17 protein-coding genes and 1 pseudogene are annotated in these 21,101 nt (G+C 58.0%); all 18 read left to right on the forward strand.

Annotation, left to right across the window (positions count from 1 at the left end):
• Nucleotides 1-103 precede the first annotated feature (103 nt).
• The 18 genes and pseudogenes from tuf (at nt 104) to gmk (ending at nt 21,019) form a co-directional block, all read left to right on the forward strand.
• Nucleotides 104-1,306, forward strand: coding sequence for an elongation factor Tu (gene tuf, locus OZX73_RS03535; RefSeq protein WP_277150714.1), 1,203 nt, complete (start codon nt 104-106; stop codon nt 1,304-1,306).
• 190 nt (nt 1,307-1,496) lie between these two features.
• Nucleotides 1,497-2,063: an elongation factor P gene (gene efp, locus OZX73_RS03540; RefSeq protein ID WP_277150715.1), complete on the forward strand. Its 567-nt coding sequence runs from the start codon at nt 1,497-1,499 to the stop codon at nt 2,061-2,063.
• Nucleotides 2,064-2,162: 99 nt separating this feature from the next.
• Nucleotides 2,163-2,630, forward strand: a pseudogene (gene nusB, locus OZX73_RS03545) (transcription antitermination factor NusB); the annotation flags it as partial.
• Nucleotides 2,631-3,285: 655 nt separating this feature from the next.
• Nucleotides 3,286-4,593, forward strand: a complete 1,308-nt coding sequence (carA, locus tag OZX73_RS03550) for a glutamine-hydrolyzing carbamoyl-phosphate synthase small subunit (protein ID WP_277150716.1) — start codon at nt 3,286-3,288, stop codon at nt 4,591-4,593.
• Entirely contained in the window at nt 4,593-7,964 is a 3,372-nt protein-coding gene (gene carB, locus OZX73_RS03555; RefSeq protein WP_277150717.1) for a carbamoyl-phosphate synthase large subunit, read from the forward strand. The genes carA and carB overlap by 1 nt, the downstream gene beginning before the upstream one ends.
• 141 nt (nt 7,965-8,105) lie before the next feature.
• Nucleotides 8,106-9,092 carry a LacI family DNA-binding transcriptional regulator gene (locus tag OZX73_RS03560; RefSeq protein ID WP_277150718.1) on the forward strand — a complete coding sequence of 329 codons (987 nt, stop codon included), beginning with the start codon at nt 8,106-8,108 and terminating at the stop codon, nt 9,090-9,092.
• A 142-nt stretch (nt 9,093-9,234) separates the two neighbouring features.
• Nucleotides 9,235-9,705 (forward strand): YhcH/YjgK/YiaL family protein, encoded by a 471-nt coding sequence (locus OZX73_RS03565; protein ID WP_277150719.1) that lies wholly within the window; start codon nt 9,235-9,237, stop codon nt 9,703-9,705.
• 300 nt (nt 9,706-10,005) lie between these two features.
• Nucleotides 10,006-10,959, forward strand: coding sequence for an NAD(P)-dependent oxidoreductase (locus OZX73_RS03570; protein ID WP_277150720.1), 954 nt, complete (start codon nt 10,006-10,008; stop codon nt 10,957-10,959).
• A 24-nt stretch (nt 10,960-10,983) separates the two neighbouring features.
• Entirely contained in the window at nt 10,984-11,997 is a 1,014-nt protein-coding gene (locus tag OZX73_RS03575; RefSeq protein WP_277150722.1) for a hypothetical protein, read from the forward strand.
• A gap of 1 nt (nt 11,998) precedes the next feature.
• A complete protein-coding gene (locus OZX73_RS03580; protein ID WP_277150724.1) occupies nt 11,999-13,519 on the forward strand; it encodes an FGGY-family carbohydrate kinase in 1,521 nt (506 codons plus the stop codon).
• A complete protein-coding gene (locus OZX73_RS03585; protein ID WP_277150726.1) occupies nt 13,516-14,385 on the forward strand; it encodes an L-ribulose-5-phosphate 3-epimerase in 870 nt (289 codons plus the stop codon). The genes OZX73_RS03580 and OZX73_RS03585 overlap by 4 nt, the downstream gene beginning before the upstream one ends.
• Nucleotides 14,386-14,781: 396 nt before the next feature.
• Nucleotides 14,782-16,236, forward strand: a complete 1,455-nt coding sequence (locus OZX73_RS03590) for a PTS transporter subunit IIC (protein WP_277150728.1) — start codon at nt 14,782-14,784, stop codon at nt 16,234-16,236.
• A 26-nt stretch (nt 16,237-16,262) separates the two neighbouring features.
• Nucleotides 16,263-17,231 (forward strand): amidohydrolase family protein, encoded by a 969-nt coding sequence (locus tag OZX73_RS03595; RefSeq protein WP_277150730.1) that lies wholly within the window; start codon nt 16,263-16,265, stop codon nt 17,229-17,231.
• A gap of 350 nt (nt 17,232-17,581) precedes the next feature.
• On the forward strand, nt 17,582-17,983 hold the full coding sequence (locus OZX73_RS03600; RefSeq protein ID WP_277150732.1) for a hypothetical protein: 402 nt from the start codon (nt 17,582-17,584) through the stop codon (nt 17,981-17,983).
• 132 nt (nt 17,984-18,115) lie between these two features.
• Entirely contained in the window at nt 18,116-18,439 is a 324-nt protein-coding gene (locus tag OZX73_RS03605; RefSeq protein WP_277150734.1) for a hypothetical protein, read from the forward strand.
• A gap of 67 nt (nt 18,440-18,506) precedes the next feature.
• Nucleotides 18,507-19,103, forward strand: a complete 597-nt coding sequence (locus tag OZX73_RS03610; protein ID WP_277150736.1) for a hypothetical protein — start codon at nt 18,507-18,509, stop codon at nt 19,101-19,103.
• A 45-nt stretch (nt 19,104-19,148) separates the two neighbouring features.
• Nucleotides 19,149-20,291 carry a hypothetical protein gene (locus OZX73_RS03615; RefSeq protein ID WP_277150738.1) on the forward strand — a complete coding sequence of 381 codons (1,143 nt, stop codon included), beginning with the start codon at nt 19,149-19,151 and terminating at the stop codon, nt 20,289-20,291.
• 83 nt (nt 20,292-20,374) lie between these two features.
• On the forward strand, nt 20,375-21,019 hold the full coding sequence (gene gmk, locus OZX73_RS03620; protein ID WP_277150912.1) for a guanylate kinase: 645 nt from the start codon (nt 20,375-20,377) through the stop codon (nt 21,017-21,019).
• Nucleotides 21,020-21,101 lie beyond the last annotated feature (82 nt).

Consider the following 21,101-nt stretch of genomic DNA (forward strand, 5'->3'; position numbering starts at 1 on the left):
GGGCACTTTGTGGCAGGTAACCCAGAAACCCAGTAAACTGTAGCGAGTATCCCGGCGCCGGAAGGCTCGGGAATAACTACGAAACGTCCAGGAGGACAAAGTAATGGCAGAAAAGGAAAAGTACGAGCGGACCAAGCCGCACGTTAACATTGGCACCATTGGCCACGTTGATCACGGTAAGACGACCCTGACCGCGGCCATCTCGAAGGTGCTGCACGAAGAGTACCCCGATCTCAACCCGGAGTATGACTTCGATCAGATCGACGCCGCTCCTGAAGAGAAGCAGCGTGGTATCACCATCAACATCGCCCACATCGAGTATCAGACGGCTAAGCGCCACTATGCTCACGTGGATTGCCCCGGCCACGCCGATTTCGTGAAGAACATGATCACCGGCGCCGCTCAGATGGATGGCGCGATCCTCGTGGTCGCCGCCACTGATGGCCCGATGGCCCAGACCCGCGAGCACGTTCTGCTCGCCCGCCAGGTAGGCGTGCCGAAGATCCTCGTCGCGCTCAACAAGTGCGATATGGTCGACGACGAAGAGCTCATCGAGCTCGTCGAGGAAGAGGTCCGTGACCTCCTCGAAGAAAACGGCTTCGATCGTGACTGCCCGGTCATCCGCACCTCCGCCTATGGCGCTCTGCATGATGACGCTCCGGATCACGACAAGTGGGTCCAGACCATCAAGGAACTCATGGATGCCGTCGACGATTACATCCCGACCCCTGTCCACGACCTTGACAAGCCGTTCCTGATGCCTATCGAAGATGTCTTCACCATCTCCGGCCGTGGCACCGTGGTGACCGGCCGTGTCGAGCGTGGCCGCATCCCGGTCAACGCTCCTGCGGAGATCGTCGGCCTTCGTCCGACCCAGACCACCACCGTCACCTCCATCGAGACCTTCCACAAGCAGATGGACGAGGCCGAGGCTGGCGACAACACCGGTCTGCTGCTCCGTGGCATCAACCGTGACGACGTCGAGCGCGGCCAGGTCGTGGCCAAGCCCGGCACCGTGACCCCGCACCACAAGTTCGAGGGCGAAGTCTACGTCTTGACGAAGGATGAGGGCGGCCGTCATTCGCCGTTCTTCTCCAACTACCGTCCGCAGTTCTACTTCCGCACCACCGACGTCACCGGCGTCATCACGCTGCCGGAAGGCGTCGAGATGGTTCAGCCTGGCGATCACGCCACCTTCTCCGTCGAGCTGATTCAGCCCGTCGCGATGGAAGAGGGCCTGACCTTCGCAGTCCGCGAAGGCGGCCACACCGTCGGTTCAGGCCGTGTCACCAAGGTGATCGAGTAGTTCTAGAACGTAAGTTGTAGATTTGCTTACCAGTTGTGCCCCGCATCTTTAGATGCGGGGCACAACTGTTTATGTGGGTAGAAACTTTCGGACAAGACGGCTTGTTGTCTGTACGTACGTCGTGGCATAATAACCAAGGCATTTTATGAATGCAAATCGTTTGAAAAGTAAATGACTAAGGTGACGAGACGTGGCACAAACTAGCAATGACATCAAAAACGGGTCGGTATTGAACCTTGACGGACAGCTTTGGACCGTCACGAAATTCCAGCACGTCAAGCCCGGCAAGGGACCGGCTTTCGTGCGTACCACCATCAAGAACGTGCTTTCCGGCAAGATCGTCGACAGGACCTTCAACGCCGGCATGAAGATGGACTTCGAGACCGTCGACAACCGCACGCTGCAATATTCCTATGAGGAAGGTGACACCTTCGTCTTCATGGACATGACCACCTATGATCAGGTCAGCATCCCCAAGGAGCTCGTCGGTGACCAGGCCAAGTTCCTGCTCGAAGGCACCGATTGCATCGTCAGCTTCCACGACGGCACTCCGTTGAGTGTCGAGCTGCCGGCATCCGTCATTCTCAAGGTCACCTCGACCGAGCCTGGCGTGCAGGGCAACCGCGCGAACGCCGGTACCAAGCCCGCCACCGTCGAGACCGGTGCCGAGATTCAGGTGCCGCTGTTCGTGGGCGAAGGCGAAATGGTCAAGGTGGATACCCGTGACGGTTCCTACCTCGGCCGCGAAAACAACTGATTTTCCATATTTCCGGCTTGGCAAGGCAACGCTGACCAAGTCGGAATACTGTATTCGTTGCGTTGAACCGCGAAATCTTCATTGGAGGCAACTGGCTACATGGCACGTTCGACAGCTCGTAAGAGGGCGCTGAATACGCTCTACGAAGCGGATGAGAAAGGGCAGGACATCCCGTCACTGCTCGCCGAACGCATCGCCGAGCCTGGGGCGCAGACCCCGTTGCCGGATTATGCCATCCAGATCGTTCGTGGTGTGGCCGACGAGCAGGCCGGCATCGACCGGGCACTCGAGGCGCACTCCACCAAATGGCCGCTGAGACGTATGGCCGTGGTCGACAGGAACATTCTGCGCATTGCAGCTTGGGAGATTCTCTTCAACGACGACGTGCCCGACCGCGTGGCCATCGATGAGGCGTTGGGATTGGCGAAAAGTCTTTCCGACGATGATTCTCCGTCATTCATTCATGGCCTTTTGAGCGCGTTGTGTGACGACAGGGAAGCGGTTCTCACCGATATCAAGGCGGCGCATGAGGCCGAAGCCAAGGAGAAGGCGGAACGTGAGGCGGCCGAGCGTCGGCTCAATTCGCCTACCGCTCCCGGATTCCTGCAATCGCGTGGTATTTCAGGGAAGGGTGACGGTGTGCCGTTCGAGACGGAAGCCGAAACCCAGGTCAAAGCTGAGTCCGGGACCGAGGCTGATTCTGAGAGCGAATCTCAGGTCGATTCCGAAACACAAAGCGAGTTTGAGACCAAATCCGAGACCAAAAGCGATTCTGAAATCGAAACTGCGACTGGGCAGGAATCGGATACGTCGGAAGACGGTAATGACGATTCCTTCGAAGAGGGGAACGTGGATTCGGCCGCTGTGGATGGCACCACTGACGAGGATGGAAGTTCAGGAGAGACGTCGGTTTCTGGCGGAACTGATGCTGATATTGATACCCATACTGATACCGATTCGTCAGGCGTAACTGATGAACCTCCTGTTTCCTCGAGCAAGGTTTCGGACGGGGATGATGAAACCGATTCCTCGTCACCCAATGATGGCGTACCGATCCAGCCTGATTCGACTGGTGAGGGGCAACCATTGCCACCCGATGGCGACAATGATTCAATAATTGTGTAATTAGTCTGACCGCGGTACGGTGGCCGGGCCGCGAATTTGTTTTCCGGTCCAGTTATTTCCGAGTCCGCGCACGGGCCCGGAGCAAGGGGGACTCGTGGTGAGTCAGCAAGAAGCTTCTACGGCACGGTACTCGCAGGACAACGCCGTGCTGTTGTTGGAAGACGGCCAGCTTTACGTGGGTGAGCCTTACGGTGCGCTCGGATCTACGTTCGGTGAGATCGTGTTCGCCACGGCTATGACCGGCTATCAGGAGACGATCACCGACCCAAGCTACGACCAGCAGATTGTGGTGCAGACCTTCCCGCATATCGGCGACACCGGGGTCAATGATGAGGATCCGGAGTCAAAACGTGTTTGGGTGGCCGGTTACGTCGTGCGTCAACCCAGCCCGAACGTCAGCAACTGGCGCGCCAACGACAGCCTCGATGACGATCTCCAAAAAGACTATATCGTCGGCATCAGCAACATCGACACGCGCAAACTGGTCCGCCATCTGCGCAGCGCAGGCGTGATGCGGGCCGGTATCTTCTCCGGTGTCGCTTTGTTGGACAAGGCCACCGGTTCGCTGCGCTCCGTCGATTCTTTGCTTCAGGAAGTTTTGACTTCGCCGAAGATGCAGGGTGCCAGACTGTATGACAATGTCAGCACCGATGAAACCTATACCGTTGAGCCTTGCGGTGATTTCGAAGGCAAGGAGCCGCTGTTCACTGTTACTGCCGTCGATCTCGGCATCAAAGGGATGACACCTCATCGTCTTGCCGAACGCGGTTGCCGCGTGCACGTCATGCCGTCCACCGTCACCTTCGACGAAATCAAGACCCTTAATCCCGACGGCGTCTTCTTCTCCAACGGCCCGGGCGACCCGGAAGAGGCCGCCCCTGAGGTCGACTTGCTGCGCGAAGTGCTTGATGCCGGGTACCCCTTCTTCGGCATCTGCTTCGGCAATCAGCTCTTCGGACGGGCGCTTGGTTTCGACACCTACAAACTCAAATTCGGCCATCACGGTGTCAACCAGCCGGTGAAGGACATGACCACCGGCAAGGTCGAGATCACCGCGCACAACCACGGGTTCGCGGTCGATGCGCCGATCGGCAAGATCGTTGAATCTCCGTATGGCAACGGCAAATTCGGCAAGGTGTTCGTCTCCCATATCGACCTGAACGACGATGTGGTCGAAGGCCTGCAATGCGTCGATATTCCCGCCTTCTCGGTGCAATATCACCCCGAGGCCGCAGCCGGCCCGCACGACGCTGCCTATCTCTTTGACCGTTTCGTCGCGCTGATGCGGGCACACAAGGCGGGGGAGCCGGTTTCGTCCGTGCTCGCGACGCCGACATCATTATCACAACCGAACATTAACGCCACCAGCCAATCCGCCGCCGCTTTTGACAAGGAGAACAAGTAATGCCGAAACGTCAGGACATCAAATCCGTCATGGTCATCGGGTCCGGCCCCATTGTCATCGGCCAGGCAGCGGAATTCGACTATTCCGGCACCCAGGCTTGCCGCGTGCTGCGCGAGGAAGGCATCCGCGTTATTCTCGTCAACTCCAACCCGGCCACCATCATGACCGACCCGGAAATGGCCGATGCCACCTATATCGAACCCATCGATGTGCCGATTCTGGAACGCATCATCGCGCGTGAACGCCCGGACGCCCTGTTGCCGACGCTCGGTGGCCAGACCGCGTTGAACGCCGCCGAAGCGCTGGGCAAGGCCGGAGTGCTTGACAAGTATCATGTCGAACTCATCGGCGCTTCGCTTGAGGCGATCGACCGTGGCGAGGACCGTGAGCAGTTCAAGAAGGTCGTGGAAGCGGCCGGCGGCGAATCCGCGAAAAGCGACGTGGCCCATACCCTTGAGGAAGTCGACGCCATCGTCGCCAAACTTGGTTTTCCCGTGGTCGTGCGCCCGAGTTTCACCATGGGAGGCCTCGGTTCCGGCATCGCACACAACGAGGAGGAGCTATACCGTATCGCCGGCGCGGGCCTCCACGATTCGCCGACCAACGAGGTCCTGATCGAAGAGGGCATCGAAGGCTGGAAGGAATACGAGCTCGAGCTCATGCGCGACCGCAACGACAACGTCGTGGTTGTCTGCCCAATCGAGAACGTCGACCCCGTCGGCGTGCACACCGGCGATTCCATCACCGTCGCCCCGACCTTCACGCTGACCGACCGCGAATACCAGAAGATGCGCGACCTCGGCATCGCCATCATCCGCGGCGTCGGCGTCGACACCGGCGGCTGCAACATTCAGTTCGCCGTCAACCCGAAGAACGGCCGCATCATCATCATCGAGATGAACCCCCGCGTCTCCCGGTCCTCGGCGCTGGCCTCGAAGGCCACCGGTTTCCCGATCGCCAAGATCGCCACGAAACTCGCGCTCGGCTATACGCTTGACGAGATCCAAAACGACATCACCCAATCCACGCCGGCCTGCTTCGAGCCGACCATCGACTACGTGGTCACCAAGGTGCCGCGCTTCACCTTCGAGAAGTTCCCGAACGCCGACCCGACGCTCACCACCTCGATGAAATCCGTGGGCGAGGCTATGGCGCTCGGCGGCAACTTCCAGGAGTCGCTGGGCAAGGCCATGCGCTCCATCGACAAGCGGCACATGGGCTTCAACTGGGACGGCACCAAGCCGAGCCAGGCCGAGGTCGACCAGCTGCTTCAAGACATGCGCACACCCACGGAGAACCGCTATCTTCAGGTGCAACGCGCGCTTTGGGGCGGGGCTACGATCGAACAGCTCTACGATGCCACCAAGATCGACCCGTGGTTCCTGAAGCAGTTCGCGCTGATCAACCAGACCGCGATGGAAGTGCGGTTTACTGAGATCCTTTCCCCGAAGTTACTGAAGAAGGCCAAACTGGCGGGACTTTCCGATTTGCAGATCGCCCACCTGCGTCACCTTGGCGACGAAGGGGAGAACACGATCCGCGAGCTGCGCCACAACTATGGCCTGCGTCCGGTCTACAAGACCGTCGACACCTGCGCCGCCGAATTCGACGCGGTCACGCCGTATTACTATTCCTGCTACGCCGACGAATCCGAGTTGAAACCTCGCGACCGCGAAGCCGTCATCATCCTGGGTTCCGGCCCCAACCGCATCGGCCAGGGCATCGAGTTCGACTACACCTGCGTGCATGCGGTACAGGAGCTTGGCAAGGACTATGACACCATCATGGTCAATTGCAACCCTGAAACCGTCTCCACCGACTACGACATGTCCGACAGGCTTTATTTCGAGCCGCTGACCTTCGAAGACGTCATGGAGATCTATGACGCCGAGAAGAAGCTTGGCCCGATCAAGGGCGTCATCGTGCAGCTCGGCGGCCAGACCCCGCTTTCGCTGGCCGCACGTCTCAAGGCCGCTGGCGTCCCGATTCTGGGAACGTCGCCGGAGTCCATCGACCTGGCCGAAAACCGCGAGCTCTTCGGTGAGGTGTTGCGTCGCGAGAAGCTCAACGCCCCGCGTTACGGCACAGCGCTCAATCTCGAAGAGGCCCGCGAGGCCGCCCATTCCATCGGCTATCCAGTGCTCGTGCGCCCGAGCTACGTGCTCGGTGGGCGTGGCATGGAAATCGTCTATGACGACGAGCAACTTGAGAAATACGTCGACCGTGCACTTGACGAGGCCAAGGCCGACACGGTGGTCTCCGGCCGTCTGCCTTCGCCGCTCCTGATCGACAAGTTCCTTCAGGACGCCATCGAAATCGACGTCGACGCGCTCTATGACGGCAAGGATCTTTACATCGGCGGCATCATGGAGCACGTCGAGGAGGCCGGCGTCCATTCCGGCGACGCGGCCTGTACCCTGCCACCTTCCACGCTTTCCGACGACCAGATCCAACGCCTGCGCAAGGCGACGCTCGCCATCGCCGAAGGTTGTGGCGTGCGAGGCGTGATGAACGTCCAGTTCGCCTACATGGCCAACACGCTCTACGTCATCGAAGCCAACCCGCGCGCCTCCCGCACCATTCCCTTCGCCTCCAAGGCGACCGGCGTGGCGCTCGCCAAGGCCGCGGCGCGCATCATGGTGGGGGAGACCATCGCCGACCAGCGTCGCCGTGGGCTGCTCCTTCCCAAGGGCGACGGCGGCACCATCCGCCCCGGCCAGCAGGTCGCCGTCAAGGAATCCGTGCTGCCGTTCAAGCGTTTCCGCACCGAGGCCGGCAAATCCGTCGACACCTTGCTCGGGCCGGAAATGCACTCGACCGGCGAGGTCATGGGCTTCGACCGCGACTTCCCGCACGCTTTCGCCAAGTCCCAGCTTGCCGCCTACGAAGGCGGTCTGCCCACGCACGGCAACGTGTTCCTCTCGGTCTCCGACACCGACAAGCGCCAGTTGCCGCTCGTCGCCACGAGGCTCAAGGAACTCGGCTTCACGGTATGCGCCACCGAAGGCACCGCCTCCGTCCTGCGCCGCTACGGCATCGATTCCAAGGTCGTCAGCAAGATCTCGGAGACGCCGGAACACGAGCAGGAATTGAAGTCGGAATATGGCGACGATTACATCGGCAAGAACCCCGTCCAGATGATCGAGGACGGCGAGATCGACATGGTCCTGAACACGCCGAGTTCGCGCGGCGCCCGTTCCGATGGCTATGCGATCCGCGCCTCGGCCATCATCGCCGACCTGCCGGAATTTACCACCATCACCGAGTTCTATGCGGTCCTCCTGGCCATCGAGGCCGTGCAGGCCAACGACTACCAGGTGATGAGCATCCAGGAGCATGCCAAGCAGCTGTTCGCCTCCGAGATGGAGTAGACGAAGAATGTCGCCAGCGGCGTCAGCATTGACCTGCCTTTAAGTGGATTTTTCAGGTGGAAAGTTGACGCCGCTTTGGCTGATATTCGTTCGATACGGTATTGTAGAACCTGTCAGTCAGTGTCGAGTTAAAGGCTAAAAATGCATTACACGATTAGGGATATCGCGCGGCGCGCCGGTGTCTCGAAATCGACCGTCTCCCGTTATATCAGAGGGGAGAGGGACAAGATATCGCCGTCAACCCAACAAATCGTGTCGAAGGTCATCCAGGAACTCGACTATCGGCCCAACCAGGTGGCCGTTGGTCTGGCGCGTGGGCAGATGCCGACGGTCGGTGTCGTCGTCTCCGACATCAGCAATCCTTTTTCATCGGTGTTCATGAAAGGCATTTTTGACGCCTGCGCGGAACGCGGGCAGTCCACGGCGTTCGCCATTTCCGATGGAAGCATCAAGCGGGAACGCGACATCATCAAGAATTTCCGGTCATCCAGCGTCGATAGGCTGATCATCCAGACCTGTGGGGACAACGAGAAGTTCCTCTCCAATCTCGACCCGCAGAAAACCGTCATCATCGACCGCCCGCTGAAAAAGGATCTCTTCTCGACCGTCACCTCCGACAACTACGACAGCACCCTGAACGCCATCCGCTATCTCCAGCACCAACAATGCACGCCCATCGCCTTCGTGACGCTCGACCTGAAGTCGGTGACCACCCGTTCCATCCGTTGCGACGCCTACCTCGACGCCGTGAAAGACCAGCAGGAACCGCTGGTCGTTTCCTTTGACACCGCGGATGAGGCCGATGGAAAACTGCTGAGCCTGTTCGTTTCGTCCAAGCGGCCGAAAGGGGTCTTCACCTCCAACGGCGAGGCGCTGAAGATTTTCCTGAAATTCGCCAGGAAACACCACATCGCCATCGGCCGCGATGTCGGCGTGATCTCGTTCGAGGATTGGGACTGGATGGAGTTCCTGAACCCGGCGATCACCGCCGTCCGCCAGGATTCGTACAAGATGGGCTATGTCTCGGCCAAAACGCTGCTCGAAGGTGCGACGCAGGCCGGCCAGAAGCCCGAGACCCAGATCATCCAGTCGAAGCTGGTGATCAGGGATTCGACGGCGCTCCGCTAGGTTTTTGAAGGGTCTTGTTCTGAGACCTGTTCATGAAGCGTGTCGGCAGGCCTCACGCCGTTTTCCAACGTGAGGATTTTTATTTGTCGTTACCAAGAACGATGCTTTCATGTGATTCATTACGATGCAAAGGAGAATCATTATGGAAAACGGAAACGCTGTGGATTATCGCACGGACCCCAAAGTCCGCGCCAGGATCGACAAGGCCATCGACTACCTCAACACGCACTGGCAGGAACTCGCGGACAAGCCCGATGAGACCTACTCGCTGGATGGCAGCGATGACATCGTCGTGCATCTGCAGAGCTACGATTCGATGGACTACGACAAGATCAATTACGAAAGCCACCACGACCACATCGACCTGCATTACCTGCTATCGGGCCAGGAATACGTGCGTTGGTGGGACACCGGCAGCGTGGAGCCGAAGACGGAGTACAACGCGGAGAACGACATCGTCTTCTACCCGCACCCCGAGCACCACAACCGCGTCCTTTTGACACCGAAGCATTACGTGCTCGTCTATCCCGAGGACATGCACGCCCCGCGTGGCATGGTGGGGGACACAGCCGAGCCTGTGCACAAGGTCGTCGTCAAGATCTCGGTGCTCTGAAACATCCGATCCGTTTTTCCTTTCGAGGGATTGACCGACACGCCGGACGCGGCCATGGACGGCGCGCCCAAGGCGAGCAAGATATGTGTTCCATTTGACAACTTTGAATTTGTATTTACAATAAGAGCTATTATTGGAACCGAAAATGATACCGGTGTCATTAGGAGAAGCCTGAAATGCAAGAAATGAAAAAGGCGATTCGTTCCTTATGAGACCGGTGTCATCCTTGCAATGGCAGGGATTTTGATTCCAGAGGATATTCGAGTTAACCGGTTTATTCGCTAACGAAGGAGAGCAATAATGACCGAGAAAATTCTGGTGACGGGGATTGTTCCTCGCGAAGGGCTTGACAAGCTGTTCGACCGTTTCGACGTGACGTATTCCGCCGACAAGCCATTCACCCGCGACTTCGTCCTGGAGCACGGGCACGAATACGACGGCATGATCCTCATGGCGCAGAAGGGCGACCGCGAGCTCATCGACGCCTGCGACAACCTGAAGGTCATTTCGGTCAACGGCGTTGGCTACGACCACGTCGATGTCGCCTACGCCAAGGAGAAGGGCATCGTCGTCTCCAACAGCCCGCGTGAGGTGCGCATTCCCACCGCCGAGTTCACGATGACGCTCATCCTGGCCACGGTCAAGCGTCTGCATTTCTATGACGGCATCGTCCGCCGCGGTGAGTGGATCGATCCCTCCGAACGCAAGTACCAGGGCCGTACGCTCAATGGCCTGACCTTGGGCGTCTTCGGCATGGGCCGCATCGGCAAGACGGTCGCCAAGCTCGCGCAGGCCTTCGGCATGAAGGTCATCTACAACAACGACATCCCCTTCGGCGAGGATTTCGACCGCGAGAACAATTGCGAGTATGTCAGCTTCGATGAGCTCCTGAAGCGCTCCGACGTGGTGACCATTCACGCTCCCGAACTGCCGAGCACGCACGGCGTCTTCAACGCCGACGCGTTCGCCAAGATGAAGGACACTGCCTACCTTGTCAACGCCGCGCGTGGCCCGATCGTCCAGGAGGAGGCGCTCGTCGAGGCGCTGGAATCCGGCCAGATCGCCGGCGCCGGACTCGATGTCTTCGAGTTCGAGCCGAAGGTCTCCGAAGAGCTCCGCTCGCTTTCCAATGTGGTGCTTTCGCCCCACGCAGGCACCGGCACCGTCGAGGCCCGCATCGGCCTGGCCGCTGAGGCCGCCGACAACCTGATCAGCTTCTTCGACGGCAAGCCAATCAACGTCGTCAACAAGTAACAACAAACAGGCATAGGAGAGGTCATGCGATTTTCCAAGGTTTTCAAAGACGAGCTCGACCATGGTTACGCGATTTTGCGGATGAACGAACTCGGACGCGATTTTGTGCTCATCGCTTCCGAGGAAAATCGCCCCTGCTATGCCTACGACCTCGATGACAACTACCGCCGCATCACGGTCTGGCCGGATGTCGGCGGCACGATGACGATGGTCCAGTTGCCGGGGACGCTGGATTTCCTGGCCACCCAGCGTTTCTACCCGGGCTTCAACTCCAAGACCTGCCGCATCGTGCACGCGCATTTCAACGGCACGGACTGGGACGTCAAGCCGATAGCCGACACGCCCTATATCCACCGTTTTGACGTCATCAAGCATGACGGTGGCTATTGGTACGTCGGCTGCTCCATCGCCAACTCCAAGAAGTTCACCGATGACTGGTCTGATCCAGGCAAGGTCTTCGTGGGGAGCTACGACCCGGTGGCCGACTGCCTGAAGGACGTCCGCGAGCTTGGCGTCAGGATCACCAAGAACCATGGATACCGCCGCGAGACCCCAACCACCTCGCTGATTACCGGTCATGAGGGAATCTTCCGTTTGCATTACCCACAAAACGGCGAGGATTGGCGCATCGAACGTCTGGCCGATGACGAGACCAGCGACATCGCCATGATCGACATCGACGGCGACGGCCATGAGGAATACCTGGCCATCCAAGGCTTCCACGGCGACCACCTGAGGCTTTACGACGACCAGTTCAACACCTTGGACTCCACCGAGGGTGGTTCGCCGTTCGGCCACGCCATCGACAGCGAGATGCTCTTTGGCAAGCCCTATTTCCTCTTCGGCTACCGCGGGGGAGACCAGGAGCTGATGACCATCACGGCCCCCGACCGCAAGATGCACAAGACCATCATCGAATCCGGGGTCGGCCCCAGCAACGTCACCGTGTTCCGCAAGGACGGCGAGGACTATCTGCTGAGCGCCAACCGCGAAAGCAATTCGCTGGCCATCTACCACATTACCGACGAGGTGAAATGACATGGCCGCACGTTATTTCCTGATTCTTGACAACGGCGGGACCAACACCCGCGCGTTGATCTTCGACGGGGAAGGGGCCCAGGTCGGGGTCTCCGTCTTCGACACTCCCTGGATCCAGGACACGCCTGAGATGAGGGAGATCGACCTCAAGGGCATGCGCGATTCGCTCTTCGCGGCGATCAGGCAGGTTCTCGACAAGACCGGGGTTGCGCCCAAGGACATCGCCTGCATCACTTGTGTAGGGCATGGCAAGGGCCTTTACATGCTCGACAAGAACGGCCAGATTTTCTGCAACGGCATTCTGTCGACCGACGAGCGGGCCAAAGCCCTGGCGCGCAGCTTCGAGACGCGGATCGAGGAGATCTACCCGATCAGCCACCAGCATGTCATGGCCAGCCAGTCACCGGTGCTGCTGCGCTGGATCAAGGATCACGATCCCGAGCGCTACGTCAACATCGGCAGCGTCCTGTCGGCCAAGGATTTCGTGCGTTATCTGCTGACCGGCGGCATCCACCAGGAGGTCGGCGACGCCTCGGGCAACAACCTCATCAATTTGAGGACCCGCAACTACGATGACAGGCTTCTTGCCTTCTTCGGCATTTCCGAGGCCGCACAATGGCTTCCTGACTTGGTGGAGTCGGCCGATATCGTCGACAAGGTCGATGCCGAAGCTGCACGTGAGACCGGTCTCATCGAAGGGACACCGGTCACCGGCGGGCTCTTCGACATCGATGCGGGGACTTTGGGCTCCGGGGCTCTCGACCACAACCATTATTCGGTGATCGCCGGCACATGGAGCATCAACACCTATCTTTCCAAGGCGCCGACCGCGCGCATGCCAGGCATCATGAACTCCCTGTTCCTGAAGGACCGCGTGCTGGTCGAAGCCTCGAGCCCGACGTCCTCGGGCAACCTCAGCCGGATCCTGCGCCTGCTCTCGCCCGATGGCAAGGACAGCGACGAGGACTACCAGCGTCTGGAAGCGAACCTCAAGCACGAGGACGCCGACTTCACGCAGGTGCTCTACACCCCGTTCCTCTACGGCAGCAACAGCGACCCGGATGCCATGGCCTCGTTTGTGGGCCTGGAAAGCACGACCACGCGCATGCAGCTGATTCGTGCGGTCTATGAGGGCGTGGTTTTCGCGCACCGCCAGCACATTGACCAGTTGCTCAGTTCCGACAGCACACGCCCGGAATCCCTGCGGGTCTGCGGCGGTGCGGCCAATTCGCCTTCCTGGATGCAGATGTTCGCCGACATCCTCGGCCTGCCGGTGGAGACGATCAAAGGCCATGAGATCACCGGCCTTGGCGGTGCGGTGCTTTCTTCATACGCCACGGGCGAATACGCGACTTTGCAGCAGGCCGCGGACCACATGATTCACGTCGATTCGCGCTTCGAGCCTGATGCGGTGCAACACCGCAAATACGACGAGAAGTACGGACGCTATCAGACGTTGCTGGATGCCCTGAACGGTGTCTGGTCAAAATTACAAGCAACCCCTGAGGAAGGAACACGATGAATTCATTGGGTATATACGAAAAGGCATTGCCTGCCGTCGAGTCTTGGCACAAGACCCTGCAGCTGGTGCACGACCTCGGTTTCAATTTCATCGAGTTTTCGGTGGACGAAAGCGACGAACGCCTGGCCCGCCTGGACTGGACGCGTGAGCAGCGCGAGGACCTGCGCAACGCGGCATGGGACACGGGTGTGCGCATCCATACGCTCATGCTGAGCGGCCACCGCCGTTTCCCGATGGGTTCGGCCGACCCCAAGGTGCGTGAGCACAGCCTCGAGATGCTCTACAAGGCCATCGACCTGGCCTATGACCTCGGCATCCGCAACATCCAGATGGCCGGCTACGACGTGTATTACGAGCCCAAGACCCTCGAATCGCGCGAATGGTTCGTCGAGAACCTCAAGAAGGGCGTCGAATACGCGGCGACCCGGCAGGTCATGCTCGACATCGAGACCATGGACGACCCGTTCCTCAACTCTTTGCAGAAGATCATCTACCTGAAGACCCAGATCCACAGCCCGTGGCTGCAGGCCTACCCTGATCTCGGCAACCTCTCCGGCTGGCCGGAGAATGACGTTGGCAAGGAGCTCGAGATGGGCATCGACAACATCGTCTCCGTGCACCTCAAAGACAGCAAGCCCGTGAGCGCGACCAGCAAGGGCCAGTTCCGCGATGTGCCGTTCGGCGATGGCTCCGTCGACTTCGAGGGATGCCTGCGCACCCTGCACCGCCTGGGCTACACCGGCGCGATGACCATCGAGATGTGGACGAACAAGGCCCCGGACCCGGTCGCCGAAGTGAAGAAGGCCAAGAGCTTCTTCGACGACATCTTCCGCAAGGTCGGCATCCAGCAGGAACCCGTCGACTGATTTTTTTATGAGAAACCCCAGGCGGTCCCGCCTGAGGGAACCACGATGAGAAAGAAGGATCTCATGGCAGAACCTGGTGATGAAGGGCTTGTCCCTGGGGTTGGAGCCGAACCGCCCAGCATCTGAATGATGACTCCAACCCCCGTTCAAGAGGGAGGCGCCGGGCTCCATACGCTGGTGAATGAAGGTATGGGCCCCAAAGCGCCATTCCATGGGTGGCAAAACCAAAGCAAGCAATCGATAAAGTTGTCATGATTGCATAGTTGAAGGCGATGAAGCCAACTCCTTCAATGCCGAACAGAGGTGCAGTGACTGCACCGGAAAGTTTCAAGGAATTCGTCGTACACATGTCCTTAGGGGCATGACCTGTACCTTGAAAGGAAAGTGTGAGCGGAAATGCTCCAAACCGTAAATCAAATATTCCAGACCTTCGGGGCCAGCGTCGTCGTCCCGATCATGATCTTCATCGTCGCTCTGTGCCTGCGGGTCAAACCGAAAACCGCCATGATGAGCGCGTTCTACGCCGGCGTCGGTCTGACCGGCTTCACCTGGATCATCCAGGCGTTCACCCCCGTGGTGACCAAGGTCATCAAGCAGATGGTCAACAACACCGGCATCAAGCTGCCGGTGGTCGACATCGGCTGGCAGGCCGGTTCGCTGGCGTCCTTCGGTTCGCCGGTGGGCCTGACGTTCTTCGTGTTCGGCCTGATTGTCGAGCTGCTGCTCTTCGCGTTGGGAATCACCAAGGTCTTCATGGCCTCCAACCTGTGGAACAACTTCGGCTTCATGATCTGGGGCACGCTGTGCTACTACGTCACCCATAACTTCGCCCTCTCCCTGGGCCTCTCCTTCTTCATGCTCTTCTACACCCTGCTGCTGGCCGAAGTCCAGGCCGACCGCTGGTCCGATTACTACGGCGTGAAGAACGCGACGGTCTCCTCCCTGCACAACATCGAGCAGGTCGTCCCGGCCATCCTCCTCGACCCGCTGTGGAACCTCCTCGGCTTCAACAAGGTCAAGATGACCCCGCAGTACTTCAAGAAGAAGCTCGGCGTCTTCGGCGAGCCGACCACACTCGGCATCATCCTGGGCCTGATCATCGGCATCATCGCCAACATCACGAACCTGGCGAGCCTCAAGGCATGGGGCCAGATCCTGACCTTCACCATCGAGCTCTCCGCAGTGATGACCATCTTCCCGCTGGTCACCAACGTCTTCTCCAAGGCCTTCACCCCGTTGGCCGACGAGATCGACCAGAACCACAAGAAGAAGGCCGGCGAAGAGGACGCGAGCGCCGACGAGATCGATGACAAGAAGCGCTGGTTCCTCGGCGTGGACGACGGTGTCGGCTACGGCGAGCCCGCGACCATCATCTCCGGCGTCATCCTCATCCCGATCATGGTGCTCATCGCCTTCCTGCTCCCCGGCAACAAGACCCTGCCCATCGTCGATCTCATCTCCCTGCCGTTCATGGTCGAGTCCATCGTGGCCATCACCCGCGGCAACATCCTGAAGGTCATCGCCAACGGCATCGTCTGGTTCAGCCTCGGCCTTTACGCCTCCAGCTGGCTCGGCGACATCTACACCGGCGCGGTCTCGCAGTATGGTGCGGCCATCCCCGCTGGCGTGGTGCTGATCACCAGCTTCAACCTCATGGCCCGTCCTCTGAACGCGCTCATCTTCGCGGCATTCATCTCGAAGAACCCGTTCATCATCGGCGCCTGCGTGGTTGTCTATCTGATTTTGCTGTTCCTGCTTCGTAAGTATCGCTCTCAGATTTGGCGTTACCTGCGCAAGATGTCCGAAAAGAACGCCGGATATGCGGGCAGCGATGAAAAGATCACGTACTAGTAAAACAAATAACAAAGGAGTATATTATGAAAAAAATTGACGGACATCTGCATCTGGTCCGCTCGGTCTCCGGTTACAACGGCAAAGGCCGCATGACCCCGCTGGGTGAAGGCAAGGCCATCTGGGACAACGGCATGCCCCTGAAGCTCATCCCTGACGGCTGGGGCGACGATGACTTCCTCGCCGAATCGGCGCTCAAGGTCATGGACGACAACGGCATCAACAAGGCAGTGCTCCTGCAGGGCAGCCTCTACGCCTTCCAGAACTACTACACCTATCAGACGGTCAAGAAGTACCCTGATCGTTTCATCGGCGCCTTCTCGTTTGACCCGTTCAGCGATGAGGCGATGACCTCGGTCAAGCGCCATATCGACGACCTCGGCTTCCGTGCGGTCAAGCTTGAGATCAGCCAGGGAGGCGGCCTGATGGGCTACCACCATGCGTTCCGTCTCGACAATGACCCGAGGCTTGGTCTCTTCTTCCACTACATCTCGGATTACCCCGGCTTCGTGGTGACTGTGGACTATGGCGACTACACGCAGCTGAGCCATCAGCCCGAAGCCATCGCCAACCTCGCGCAGCGTTACCCGCAGCTTGACTTTGTGGTCTGCCATCTGTCCTTCCCGAACGCCGACCACCTCAATCGTCTGGAATGCGAGTTGCGTCAGTGGGAGCCGTATCCGAACATCTCCGTCGAGCTTTCCGCGATCGAGGACATCGAGGGCGAGACCGAGTTCCCGTATCCGCGTTGCCAGAAGGATACCGCTCTGGCCAAGAAGGTGCTTGGCGCCAAGCGCATCTTCTGGGGCACTGATTCGCCGTGGTCCTCGACCTTCAACTCGTACCATAACTTGGCTACCTGGCTCGAGGCCACGGATATCTTCACCGAGTCCGAGCTCGAGGATGTGTTCTACAACAACCCCGAGCGCATCTACTTCAAGCCGCAGAACGTCAAGGCTGTGGCCGAAGCCGTCGACCCGGTCACCGGAGAGTGAGTATCATGATGCGATGATCGGATCCGCGAGCCGTGCGAGCCGTTGAGCGTCTAGGCTCGTCGCGTTCGGGTGATTCGGTCTCATCCTTCTCGTTTTGGCCCCGCCAGCATTCATTGCCAGCGGGGCCAAAACGTATTCTCCCAGCGGTTGTTTCTTTCTGGATTCGAGATGGCGCTTAAACTCTGAATGAACCCAGATAAAGACAAAATCATCGTGCTGATTCCTGTGAGTTTTTATACGCCGGTCATGTTATGCTAATAGCTAACTTCGCTGTGATGAAGCGGCAAAGTTCGTTGTTTTGAAGTTTGACATTGGTGCCATTTTGAAATTCAGAGGAAAAGGTCGTAATTATGCGGATAATCAGCGAAGACGCTATTGAACGGAATGAGATTCGCGCACATCAAAACAAAGTCATCGCGTTGCTGGCGATTTTCGCGTGTCTGCTCATGATGGTGGGTGGCTGTGGCGAGAAGCCATTCAGTATCGAGGGCTCGTGGGAGAACGAGGGGCCGGGCACGTATGGCCAGGCTTACGAAAAGGGCAAGCTCATCCAGTTCGGTTCCAATGGCAGGTGCAATCTTTGGAGTCCCAGCGACAAATATGCGCTGAAGAAGGAATCCGACGGTTCCTACAAGCTTATCGTCAACGGTCTGCTCGGTGGCGGCGGCGAGTTCAACGTGCAGGTTAAGGACAATGACCACATCACACTGACCAAAGGCAACATAACACTGAACTTTGAACGGGTCGGTTGATGAGGAGACGCAAAAGGTTCGGACTATTGAAACAAACAACGACGAGGAGGGACAATGATGTCCAATAGTGACATGTCAACCGTTGCATCCGAGGGAAATATTCAATGCAGGCATGCAGGCACGCATAGGTTTATGGCGATCCTGGCGGTGATGGCCTGCGTGCTGAGCATGCTCAGTGGCTGCGGGTCTTTCAGCATTCTCGGAACGTGGAAGAACAATGGTCCCGACAACTGGAGTTCGACACATTCCCAGACGATTACGTTTACAGAGGACAATTGCAACGTCTGTAGCCCCAAAGACGCCTATACGCTCAACAAGAACGCCGATGGCACCTACGATTTGGAAGTCACCGGACGTTCCGGCGGTGGGACGTTCCTCAAGGTGACCTTGAAGGACAATGACCATATCGTGCTTTCCAACCGCGCCACCACGATGAATCTGGAACGTGAGAAATAATCCGTGTGTCGGTATTTGCTCCATATCCGTATAGAACACTATTGATCAAGAATTCAAAGGAAAAATCATGGACAATACCACGAATCCGCCATTGCCGAGTAGGGGCGGGACCGATAACCTGACGGTGCCGTTGCCTTCGATGCCGATGCCGAAACCGAAATCAGAGCCGATACCGAAACCAGAACCAGAGCTGCCCGCTGAGCTGGTTGCGATGGAGCAAAAGGTCATGAACGACAAAAGCCTGGATGACATCGACGATGATTCCAAGAAAGCGTTTGTCATCCAGCTCTACCAGCTTCGGCAACAGGAAAAAGAGGAAAAGGCGGCGAAGGAGAAGCAAACGGCCACTACGGCCACGACGCCTAAAGTGACCACTGCGGCCACCACGGCTAAAGAGACCTCTGCAACAAAAGAGACCAAAACCGAGAAAAGCGACGAGTCCGTCAGTGGGGCGCCAAAGAAGAAGCACCATTCCGTCGGGGCCATCATCCTTTATGTTGTTTATGGTCTGATCGCCTCGGCGGTCGGCATCGCCCTACTCGTTTACAGTGATGGCGATACCACGGGAATCATCGTTGGTTTGGCGCTTCTTGCCTATGGGTTGTGGGTTTTCAGCGGGGCGTTTACCGGTGGTTGGCGGCCGATTTTCTATATTGTCGGATAATCCATGAACCATCGAAAATGTGAGCTGTAGAGAGAAGGAGAAACAATGCAATCAATAGCGATTTTGCTGCTGGTCGTTGCGCTGGCGGTGTTATGCGTTTGTGGTTACGTCGCCCATCACACCAGTCAGGTTCGTCCCACTTGGGGCGGTGAATGGGCATCGATTCTTCGCCCGTTGCTGTATCTCAAATATGGCTGGACGCTTTGGATACCGTTGGTGATTTCGATAATCGGCATGTTGATAAGCGGTTTCAGCGATGCCGGTTCATACGCCGGTTATAGCGCGGGTTCGGTGTTCCACCCTGACGAGTATGAGGACAACCCCAACGAGCTTATCTTCGGTTCCGATATCGGTATCAGCGCACAGGCGCTCAACAGACATTTGGATGATTTGCGTGCCAAGAATCTGCTGTTTCTGGCGCTGTTTGCGCTGCTGTTTGTCGCGGTCTTCCTTCTTTTGGTGACATTGAGTTGGACGATGGCGGCCACCGACGGGTATATGTATGACAAAATGAGGGGTAGCAAACAACTCGAGAGTTTCATGCTTTCCCAGTACCAACGGAAATTCGGGAAGTATGAGCAGGCAGGTCTGGAAAGAAGCTTCCCCTTCAAAATCTGCCAGTTTGCGGTTGAGTATGTGCTTTCTCAGGGATGGATGAAAGCCATGGTCAAGTCAGATGAGTCGGGGAAGTCCAAGCAGATGTGGAAGGACCTGGCAGTGGCGGTGACGGTGCCATGGGGCAAACCCTATCTCTGGTTCCAAGGCCTGAAGCAGGATGAGTATGGATGCTTGGTGTCCTCATCCGCGACGATGTCCGCCACTGAGTCTGCGGATAACGGACAGACCGCTGCCGCCGAGCCTGAACACCAGGAACATGCCGCCGGAGCTGCAGATAACGAACCGACGGGTGAGAAGCCTGCGGATAGCAAATCAGCTGGTGCCAAGCTTGCGGGTAACGAACCGATTGGTGCTATGCCTGTGCCCGGCAAACAAGCCAATACGAAGCAGCCTTCATCGTCAGATCCTCAACGACCGAATCAAGCCGTTTCCAAGTCTTCCCAACCTGCTCAACCTACTCATGTCTCGGATGCGTCCCAACCTTCTGTGTCGCAGCCTGTTCAGACTCCGAATACGGTATCGATGTCATCCGTACCTCTTCCAAAGAGGCCGCAGAGTGAGAAAGAGTGATGAGCCCGTCAACCGAACTGGCTGAAGATATTGTTGATTCGGCGTTCTCGATACACTGGTAGTCAGAACGAGAGGGATTGATGATGTCTGAATCGGTAGAAGCGAACAGTGATGGACTAACGGCATCCAGCGATGAGACACGGTCACATAAGGGCCGTCTCATCGTTTTGACCGGGCCCACGGCCGTCGGCAAGGGGACCGTCGAGGCGAAGCTGCTCAGCGACCATCCGCAGGTCTGGGTTTCCGTGTCCGCCACCACGCGCGATCCGCGGCCAGGGGAGGTCAACGGGAAAAACTACTGGTTCATGAGCGAGGACGAGTTCGTCGCGCGCGAGAAACAGAATTGGTTCCTCGAGACGGCCGTCGTGCATGGCATGGCCCATTACGGCACACCGTTGCAGCCGGTGCTTGATCACTTAGCCAAGAACATTCCCACGATTCTTGAAATCGATCTGCAGGGCGCCCGTCGCGTCAAGCAACGCGCCGCCGAGCTGAACCTTGAGATCGTTTCGGTGTTCATTGCCCCGCCGAGCTACGACGAGCTGGTGAAGCGTCTGATCGGGCGCGGCACGGAGAACGAGGAACAGCGCAAAAAACGTCTTGAAACCGCGAAGGTAGAGCTGGCCGCTGAGCCCGAGTTTGACGTCAAGATCGTCAATGACACCGTCGACCGCGCCGCCGACGAGCTCTGGGACGTCATCGCCAAGGAATACGGCATCAAAGAGTAAACAGATTCATGAATATTGACGTACTTTGATTTTGGTTGTAGATAATAAAAAAGGCTGATTCAATTTGATGAATCAGCCTTTT

Source organism: Bifidobacterium sp. ESL0775 (genome assembly GCF_029395475.1).
Classification (GTDB): domain Bacteria; phylum Actinomycetota; class Actinomycetes; order Actinomycetales; family Bifidobacteriaceae; genus Bifidobacterium.

Bases quoted from the DNA above. Each gene is read 5' to 3' on its own strand.
- OZX73_RS03590 (WP_277150728.1), top strand. From the start codon at position 14,782: ATGCTCCAAACCGTAAATCAAATATTCCAGACCTTCGGGGCCAGCGTC.
- tuf (WP_277150714.1), top strand. From the start codon at position 104: ATGGCAGAAAAGGAAAAGTACGAGCGGACCAAGCCGCACGTTAACATT.
- OZX73_RS03595 (WP_277150730.1), top strand. From the start codon at position 16,263: ATGAAAAAAATTGACGGACATCTGCATCTGGTCCGCTCGGTCTCCGGT.
- OZX73_RS03560 (WP_277150718.1), top strand. From the start codon at position 8,106: ATGCATTACACGATTAGGGATATCGCGCGGCGCGCCGGTGTCTCGAAA.
- OZX73_RS03580 (WP_277150724.1), top strand. From the start codon at position 11,999: ATGGCCGCACGTTATTTCCTGATTCTTGACAACGGCGGGACCAACACC.
- OZX73_RS03615 (WP_277150738.1), top strand. From the start codon at position 19,149: ATGCAATCAATAGCGATTTTGCTGCTGGTCGTTGCGCTGGCGGTGTTA.
- gmk (WP_277150912.1), top strand. From the start codon at position 20,375: ATGTCTGAATCGGTAGAAGCGAACAGTGATGGACTAACGGCATCCAGC.
- OZX73_RS03600 (WP_277150732.1), top strand. From the start codon at position 17,582: ATGCGGATAATCAGCGAAGACGCTATTGAACGGAATGAGATTCGCGCA.
- OZX73_RS03585 (WP_277150726.1), top strand. From the start codon at position 13,516: ATGAATTCATTGGGTATATACGAAAAGGCATTGCCTGCCGTCGAGTCT.
- carB (WP_277150717.1), top strand. From the start codon at position 4,593: ATGCCGAAACGTCAGGACATCAAATCCGTCATGGTCATCGGGTCCGGC.
- OZX73_RS03575 (WP_277150722.1), top strand. From the start codon at position 10,984: ATGCGATTTTCCAAGGTTTTCAAAGACGAGCTCGACCATGGTTACGCG.
- OZX73_RS03570 (WP_277150720.1), top strand. From the start codon at position 10,006: ATGACCGAGAAAATTCTGGTGACGGGGATTGTTCCTCGCGAAGGGCTT.
- OZX73_RS03610 (WP_277150736.1), top strand. From the start codon at position 18,507: ATGGACAATACCACGAATCCGCCATTGCCGAGTAGGGGCGGGACCGAT.
- OZX73_RS03565 (WP_277150719.1), top strand. From the start codon at position 9,235: ATGGAAAACGGAAACGCTGTGGATTATCGCACGGACCCCAAAGTCCGC.
- OZX73_RS03605 (WP_277150734.1), top strand. From the start codon at position 18,116: ATGGCGATCCTGGCGGTGATGGCCTGCGTGCTGAGCATGCTCAGTGGC.